Origin of the sequence: Streptococcus sp. (assembly GCF_030825805.1) — a bacterium.
Classification (GTDB): domain Bacteria; phylum Bacillota; class Bacilli; order Lactobacillales; family Streptococcaceae; genus Streptococcus.
Genome location: NZ_JAPJPF010000016.1, coordinates 25,064 through 32,828, shown reverse-complemented (window position 1 = coordinate 32,828; position 7,765 = coordinate 25,064). Strand labels below are relative to the sequence as shown.

At 43.1% G+C, this 7,765-nt stretch carries 9 protein-coding genes; 6 read left to right on the top strand and 3 right to left on the bottom strand.

The features are described 5' to 3' along the window. Nucleotides 1-181: 181 nt before the first annotated feature. From RCH62_RS04015 to murT, 3 genes are read right to left on the bottom strand one after another with little or no spacing between them, the layout of a single operon-like run. Nucleotides 182-472, bottom strand: a complete 291-nt coding sequence (locus RCH62_RS04015) for a lipopolysaccharide assembly LapA domain-containing protein (RefSeq protein WP_048717218.1) — start codon at nucleotides 470-472, stop codon at nucleotides 182-184. Between the two features lie 9 nt (nucleotides 473-481). Further along, the gene (gene gatD / locus RCH62_RS04010; RefSeq protein ID WP_306474676.1) at nucleotides 482-1,270 is read right to left on the bottom strand and encodes a lipid II isoglutaminyl synthase subunit GatD; all 789 of its coding nucleotides are present in this window, start codon (nucleotides 1,268-1,270) and stop codon (nucleotides 482-484) included. Further along, complete coding sequence (murT, locus tag RCH62_RS04005) at nucleotides 1,270-2,610, bottom strand: lipid II isoglutaminyl synthase subunit MurT (RefSeq protein WP_306474675.1); 1,341 nt, start codon at nucleotides 2,608-2,610, stop codon at nucleotides 1,270-1,272. The genes gatD and murT overlap by 1 nt, the downstream gene beginning before the upstream one ends. A gap of 178 nt (nucleotides 2,611-2,788) precedes the next feature. Here murT and cdaA point away from each other — a divergent pair, with 178 nt between their 5' ends. The 6 genes from cdaA to obgE all read left to right on the top strand — a co-directional run bounded on the left by cdaA (nucleotide 2,789) and on the right by obgE (nucleotide 7,755). Further along, complete coding sequence (gene cdaA / locus RCH62_RS04000) at nucleotides 2,789-3,637, top strand: diadenylate cyclase CdaA (RefSeq protein ID WP_306474674.1); 849 nt, start codon at nucleotides 2,789-2,791, stop codon at nucleotides 3,635-3,637. Beyond that, a complete protein-coding gene (locus tag RCH62_RS03995) occupies nucleotides 3,634-4,374 on the top strand; it encodes a YbbR-like domain-containing protein (protein WP_195348185.1) in 741 nt (246 codons plus the stop codon). Before cdaA ends, RCH62_RS03995 begins: the two co-directional genes overlap by 4 nt. A 27-nt stretch (nucleotides 4,375-4,401) precedes the next feature. After that, nucleotides 4,402-5,757, top strand: coding sequence for a phosphoglucosamine mutase (gene glmM, locus RCH62_RS03990; protein ID WP_195324123.1), 1,356 nt, complete (start codon nucleotides 4,402-4,404; stop codon nucleotides 5,755-5,757). 42 nt (nucleotides 5,758-5,799) lie between these two features. Beyond that, entirely contained in the window at nucleotides 5,800-6,120 is a 321-nt protein-coding gene (locus RCH62_RS03985; RefSeq protein WP_306474673.1) for a hypothetical protein, read from the top strand. A gap of 144 nt (nucleotides 6,121-6,264) precedes the next feature. Further along, entirely contained in the window at nucleotides 6,265-6,396 is a 132-nt protein-coding gene (locus RCH62_RS03980; protein ID WP_065426872.1) for a DUF4044 domain-containing protein, read from the top strand. A gap of 45 nt (nucleotides 6,397-6,441) precedes the next feature. Further along, nucleotides 6,442-7,755 carry a GTPase ObgE gene (gene obgE, locus RCH62_RS03975; protein ID WP_306474672.1) on the top strand — a complete coding sequence of 438 codons (1,314 nt, stop codon included), beginning with the start codon at nucleotides 6,442-6,444 and terminating at the stop codon, nucleotides 7,753-7,755. The last annotated feature ends 10 nt before the right edge of the window (nucleotides 7,756-7,765 follow it).

Here is a 7,765-nt window from a genome sequence, read left to right as displayed (position 1 = left end):
AGGTTCCAAAACTCCCGAGTGCCTGAAACAATTGTGTTTCAGGCACTTTTCTCACAGCGGAAAGTTTCAGTATAACTTTTAGTAAGCCAAATTGAGTATCTACTTATATTTTATTCAGCATCACCTTGGTTGTTTTATGAAAAACAGTTTGTCTACATCAAAAAAGCACCTATCGGTGCTTTTAGTTTTCGATTTGTTTGATTTTTTCTTCTTTTTCACCGGACATCTTTTGTCCTAGTTGTTTCTTCGCGGCTTTTAACTCATGTTTTAATGAGAAATTTTTTGGAAGGCTGACTAAGAAAGTCACCAACGATCCGAGAAGGACACAGACCAGAATTAAAATGATGAGCGGGAGTTTAAATTGGACCAGCAAAAAGTTCACAGTTACTGTTTGCATATTGGCTAAGGAAATAATCGCAATGAGCAGTACAGAAATCAGTAGTGCAACATATTGTAGTTTTCGTTTATTCATTTTGTCTCCCTATTCTTCTAATTCAGCCTTACTTTTCACATCAGCGTATTCTTCCGCTTTTTCTAGACTTAAAATATCATCATAAGTCGCTAAGACGATATCTTGTCCATATTTATTCTTTAGAGCTGTTGTCACCAAGCGATAGGCCAAATTGGCATTTCGGGACAAGATAGGACCGTGGAAGTAGCTGCCAAAGACGTTCTTGTAATGAACCCCTTCGCACCCATCTTCTTTGTTGTTCCCATTTCCGTAGACGACTTTACCAAGCGGTTTTTCGTCCTTCGCCAAGAAGGTCCGACCTTGGTGGTTTTCAAAACCATAGTAGGTCTCATTGAACTCTTCATTATGGATTTTGATGTCGCCAATATAGCGATTGTTTTCTTGGTTAAGAGTGTAATGCCCCATAATACCAAGGCCCTCAATACGTTTGCCAGAAGCTTCAATGTAGTACTGGCCTAGAAGCTGAAAGCCACCACAGATAGCAAGGACCACCCCATCGTCATGAATAAAGCGTTCGAGGTCTTCTTTTTTATCTGGTAGGTCCTCAGATACAATGGTCTGCTCGTAGTCTTGGCCTCCACCGAAAAAGGCAATGTCGTAGAGGTCTGGATCAAAGCGGTCTTTGAGCGAAACGATGTCCACCGTTACGCGAGCACCAAGCTTTTCCGCAACGTACTTGAGCATGAGGATATTGCCATTATCCCCATAAGTATTCATCAGATTCCCATAAAGATGGGCAATTCTCAATTCATATTGATAGTTTTCCTGATCAGGGGATTGTAGTGAAGTATACGTCATTAATTCATCTCCTTTTCAATCAGGTGTTCTTGAGCTAGCAATTCACGGAATTCTAGCATGGCCGTATAGGTGGCTAAAATATAGGCGTGAGGGGTAGTCTGTCCTTTTATCTGGGTAAAGACATCCTCTAATTTTGCATTTTCAGTAATCTGGTCAGCCGGATAGCCAGTGACCCGAAGTCGCCGAGCAATTTCTGAGTGTCGCACCCCACCAGCATTGATTTCTGGGATGTCCATCAGGGTGATTTGCTCAAAGTCCGCATCCCAGATCCAGCTGGTATCAATCCCATCTGCGTAGTTGGCGTTGAGAAGAACGGACAAGCTGAAGGGATACGGCGCTAGTTTGATCATTTCAATAGCCTGAGTAGCTCCAACCGGATTTTTGATCAGGACTAGGGTACATTCCTTATCCCCAATTTTAAAGGTTTCCTGACGGCCAAAGACAGCCTTGCTCTTATCGAAACCACGCTTAATGACATCTGGGCTCACATCAAAATAATGGGCCACCGCAACTGCAGCAAGGGCGTTGTAAATATTGTAGAGGCCCCCAATATTAATGTGGTAGTTTGTACCGTTGATCTTAAAGTGAGAAGAAGTATTGGTCAGCTCGGTCAATTCATCGACAGCGACTGTTAAAGGAGGACGGTGGAAGCCACAACTTTCACAAATGTAGTCACCCAGATTCGCATAGGTATTCAACTTGTAGGTCAAGATGCCATGACATTCTGGGCAGACGATTCCTTCTGTATTGTAATGAGCTAGCTGTGGAGCAGTTTTTTCCGTCTCAAAGCCAAAATATTGAACGGGATTTGGTAGGGGAAGGGTATGGAAAAGAGGACTATCCCCATTCATCAAAACAGTCGCTTGAGGCGCTTTTTTAATCCCATCCAAGATCATCCGATAAGTCGTGTAGATTTCTCCGTAGCGGTCCATCTGATCGCGGAAGATATTGGTGATCACAAACAAAGTCGGTGTGATGTAGTCACAAATCCGAGACAGACTGGCTTCGTCAATTTCAAGAACAGCGATCGGACGACCGGAAGAACCTTTTGCGTTCAAGAAAGTAGTCGTAATCCCTGAAATCATATTGGCCCCACTAGGATTGGTCACGATAGGTCCGAAAGCCTCCTGAAGAATGCCAACAGTGAGAGCTGTTGTTAGTGTTTTCCCATTCGTACCAGTGATAACCACAATTTCGTAGTTCTGGGCCAGGTGTTGTAAAATGTCTTTATCAATTTGGAGGGCGATTTTTCCAGGAAGGGTAGAGCCACGACCAAGCAAGCGCAAGAGGTGACTACTCGTTTTTCCGGCAATAAGCCCTATACTAGTCTTAATCTTCATAATTCATATTTTATCACAAAAACCAACAGAAGGTTACAGAAAAATCTGTTGAAACATGATATAATGATGTTGAGTAGTTTGAACGCGCTATCCATTTGCTAGAAGCCTTGCTGTTTCCAGTCATCCACAGTTGTTAGCTGCGTGAAAAGCCTAGAAGAGAAGTGGTAGGTATGAGATTGTGAACATCCAACAATTGTCAAATCCCCAGTATTGGGGCAGTTTATTTCCCACTCCATGGAGTGTGGTTGTCAACCTGATTGACATTGCCCTAGTAGCTTGGTTATTGTATTATTTTATAAAAGCCATTGTCGGCACTAAAATTATGATTTTAGTCCGTGGTGTCTTGACCTTTTTCTTATTTGAGTTAGTTGCCAATATGATTGGTCTGACGACCATTTCTTGGTTGATCAACCAAATCATCACATACGGGGTCATTGCTGCGGTAGTGATTTTCTCTCCGGAAATTCGGACGGGATTAGAACGATTAGGTCGAGCAACTGAATTTTTCTCAACCAACCAGATTAGTACAGAAGAAAAATTGGTTCAATCCTATGTAAAAGCCGTTGCTTATATGAGTCCTCGAAAGATTGGTGCCTTGGTTGCTATTCAAGGGAGTAGAACCCTTCAAGAATATATTTCTACGGGTATTCCCCTCGATGCAGATGTTTCGGGTGAACTTCTGATTAATATTTTTATCCCCAACACCCCGCTTCACGATGGGGCAGTGATTGTCACCAATGATAAAATTGCTGTATCTTGTGCTTATCTCCCCTTAACAGAAAGCACGGGAATTTCAAAAGAGTTCGGTACGCGACACCGGGCTGCAATCGGCTTGTCTGAGGTAAGTGATGCCTTTACCTTTGTTGTTTCGGAAGAAACGGGTGGTATCTCCATTGCGAGAAATGGGAGCTTTAGACACGACCTCAGTATCGAAGAATTCGAACAAGAATTGCGTTCCTTCATTATTCCAGAAGATCAAGGAAAAAAAGATTTGAAATCAAGAATTTTTGGAGGACGTATCAAATGATTCCAAAAAGAAAAATTGTCTATATTGTGACATCAGTCTTTTTCTCAAGTCTCTTATTCATCATTGCTACCTCTGTTAATTTCCAGAATAACAGTAGTGCACGCCAAGTGAGCTCTGAAACTTATACCAATACTCTTACCAATATTCCGATTGATGTAAAATACAACGATAGTAAATATTTTGTCAGTGGGATTAGCTCAGAAGTGACCGTCTTTCTGAAAGGATCCAATCGTGTCGCTTTAGCATCAGAAATGCAGGCTAGTACTCGTAAATTTAAAGTGGTAGCCGATCTGAGCAATTTGAAAGAGGGCCAGCATGAAATCACCTTAAAGGTGGAAGGCTTACCTTCCGGTTTAACTGCAACCATCGAGCCTCAAACAGTCACTGCAAAAATTGGTAAGAAAAAGACGAAAAAGTTTGATGTTTCCGTCACGATACCAGACAAACAAATTGCCCCAGGTTGGAGTCTCTCACATGTTACTTTTTCTGAAGATAAGGTCTCTGTCACCAGCGACCAGGATACTTTAGCCAAAATTGATCATGTGGAAGCCATCTTCCCTGAAGGAGATCTTTTGAACAATACCTACACGGCAACCGTCTCCTTGAAGGCAGTCGATAGCGAGGGAAATGATTTACCAGTCATCATCTCTCCATCAGAACTATACATGAAGGTTGAGTTGAAACAGACAAGTTCTAGCTCGTCGTCATCCAGTTCCTCATCAAATAATAGCAATTAATAAAGATTCATCGAAAGGATTATCATAATGGGTAAATATTTTGGAACGGACGGAGTCCGTGGAGAAGCAAACGTCGAATTGACACCAGAGTTGGCCTTTAAGCTCGGTCGATACGGAGGGTATGTCCTCAGTCAACATGAAAAAGAAACGCCACTTGTTTTCGTAGGACGAGACACTCGTATTTCTGGTGAAATGTTGGAAAGTGCGCTTGTTGCGGGTCTCTTATCTGTAGGGATTAAAGTATACAAACTCGGTGTGATTGCGACACCAGGTGTAGCTTATTTAGTTCGTTCTGAAGGGGCAAGTGCTGGGGTCATGATTTCTGCCAGCCACAACCCAGCTTTAGACAACGGGATTAAATTCTTCGGGAATGATGGCTATAAACTGGATGATGACCGTGAATTAGAGATTGAAGCTTTATTGGATGCGGAGTCTGATACTCTTCCTCGTCCTAGTGCAGAAGGTCTTGGAACTGTGATGGACTATCCTGAAGGACTTCGTAAGTATCAAGAATACTTAGTTTCAACTGGAACCCAGCTTGAAGGAATGCACGTGGCTCTAGATGCTGCGAATGGTTCTGCATCTACAAGCGCCCGTCAAGTCTTTGCTGACCTAGGAGCACGTTTGACAGTTATTGGAGAAAGCCCAAATGGTCTCAATATCAATGACCAAGTAGGCTCGACCCATCCTGAGGCTTTGCAAGAGGCTGTCCGAGAATCTGGTGCGGCTATTGGTTTGGCTTTTGATGGTGATAGTGACCGTTTGATTGCAGTCGATGAAAATGGGGACCTAGTTGATGGTGATAAAATCATGTACATCATTGGGACCTACCTTTCTGAGAAGGGCCTCTTAAAAGATAACACCATCGTAACGACCGTTATGTCCAATCTTGGCTTCCATAAGGCTTTGGATGCCAAGGGTATTAACAAGGTTGTGACTGCTGTCGGAGACCGCTATGTAGTGGAAGAGATGCGGAAGTCTGGTTACAATCTAGGTGGTGAACAGTCTGGTCATGTGATTGTCATGGACTACAATACCACTGGAGATGGTCAGATGAGTGCCGTTCAATTGACCAAGATTATGCAAGAAACTGGTCGTACATTATCAGACCTTGCATCAGAAGTTACCATCTATCCTCAAAAATTGGTCAATATTCGTGTTGAAAACAGCATGAAAGACAAGGCTATGGAAGTGCCTGCCATTCGTGCGATTATTGAGAAGATGGAAGCTGAAATGGCTGGAAATGGCCGTATCCTAGTGCGTCCAAGTGGTACCGAACCTCTTCTTCGTGTCATGGCAGAAGCTCCGACTGATGAAGAAGTGGATTACTATGTGGATACCATTGCTGCTGTAGTCAAAGATGAAATTGGTCTTAAAGATTAAATAAAGAAGTGAGCTCTCCAAGCGAGAGTTGAGGAGGTCAATATGAAATATTTACGTCGAATCATGTGGTCCCTAGCCCTTGTTGCTACAGTCCTCTTTTCAAATGCTTTTGTTCAAAACATTCAAGCGTCAGAAGTCCTGTCTTATACGCAAACAGCTAGTCTGACCAAGGATAACCAAGCAGTAACCAGTGGAACCACAGTCTTAACAAACGAGAAATTGTCTGCTACCATCAATGTAGCCTTTCCAGATACACAAGCCATTCAAGCAGGTGACACCCTGACCTTGGCTTATCCTAAAGAAATAACTTTAATATCATCGTTTTTAAAAGGCTGGAATTTTCCAGTCTTTTTTGTTAGTTAGATGAAAAGGGATTTGAACAAGTGTGGATGTTGAAAAAGTTATTTCATCCAATAGTCCTCTTTCGTCTAGAGGTGGATGTTTGAAAAATGCCCTTATTCGTGGTAAAATAGGGCTAATGAATTTATTGTAATTGAGGTAAAAAACGTGGCTTTTGGAGACAACGGAAAACGCAAAAAAACTTTCTTTGAAAAATTGACCATGGTGGTCATTGTAATTATGTTGATTGTAACGGTTGGAGCAATCTTTGCTGCAGCTTTGGGTGCACTATCCTACTAAGGGACTACCAAGCAACACTTGGTTATAAAAGGAAAACGATAAACTATGAGTATGTTTTTAGATACAGCCAAGATTAAGGTCAAGGCTGGAAATGGCGGCGATGGTATGGTAGCCTTTCGCCGTGAAAAGTATGTTCCCAATGGCGGCCCTTGGGGTGGTGATGGTGGACGCGGAGGCAATGTGATCTTCGTTGTAGACGAAGGCTTGCGCACACTGATGGACTTCCGCTATAACCGGCATTTCAAAGCCCAAAATGGGGAAAAAGGGATGACCAAAGGGATGCACGGACGGGGAGCAGAAGATCTCTATGTTCGAGTACCCCAAGGAACTACCGTGCGAGATGCAGAGACAGGAAAAGTCATAACGGACTTGGTTGAAAATGACCAAGAGTACATTGTGGCCCATGGCGGTCGCGGAGGACGAGGAAATATCCGTTTTGCAACTCCTAAAAATCCAGCTCCCGAGATTTCAGAAAATGGGGAACCGGGTCAGGAACGCGAACTCGAATTAGAACTCAAGGTCTTGGCGGACGTTGGCTTGGTTGGCTTCCCATCAGTCGGGAAATCGACCCTTCTCAGTGTGATTACATCTGCCAAACCAAAAATCGGAGCCTATCATTTTACAACCATCGTTCCAAATTTGGGGATGGTTCGGACACCATCGGGTGAATCCTTTGCAGTCGCTGACCTTCCTGGATTGATTGAAGGGGCTAGCCAAGGAGTGGGACTAGGAACCCAGTTCCTTCGTCACATCGAGCGCACCCGTGTCATCTTGCATGTCATCGATATGTCAGCCAGTGAAGGACGCGATCCTTATGAAGATTATGTTCAAATCAATAAAGAGCTCGAAACTTATAATCTTCGCTTGATGGAACGTCCTCAGATTATCGTGGCAAATAAGATGGATATGCCGGAGAGCCAGGAAAATTTGAAAGAATTTAAGAAAAAATTGGCAGCCAACTACGACGAGTTTGATGAAGTACCACAGATCTTCCCAATCTCTAGTTTGGCGCATCAAGGTTTGGACAATTTGTTAGAAGCAACAGCAGACTTGTTAGACAAAACACCAGAATTCTTGCTCTATACGGAAGAAGATATGGCGCAAGAAGAAGTTTACTACGGCTTTGATGAGGACCAACCAGCCTTCGAGATCAATCGCGATGATGATGCTTCTTGGATCTTGTCTGGTGATAAGCTAGAAAAGCTCTTCAATATGACCAATTTTGATCGCGACGAGTCTGTCATGAAATTTGCGCGTCAATTGCGTGGAATGGGTGTCGATGAAGCTCTTCGCGCGCGTGGAGCCAAAGACGGAGATATCGTACGTATCGGTAAATTTGAATTTGAATTTGTTGACTAGTTAGATGTAA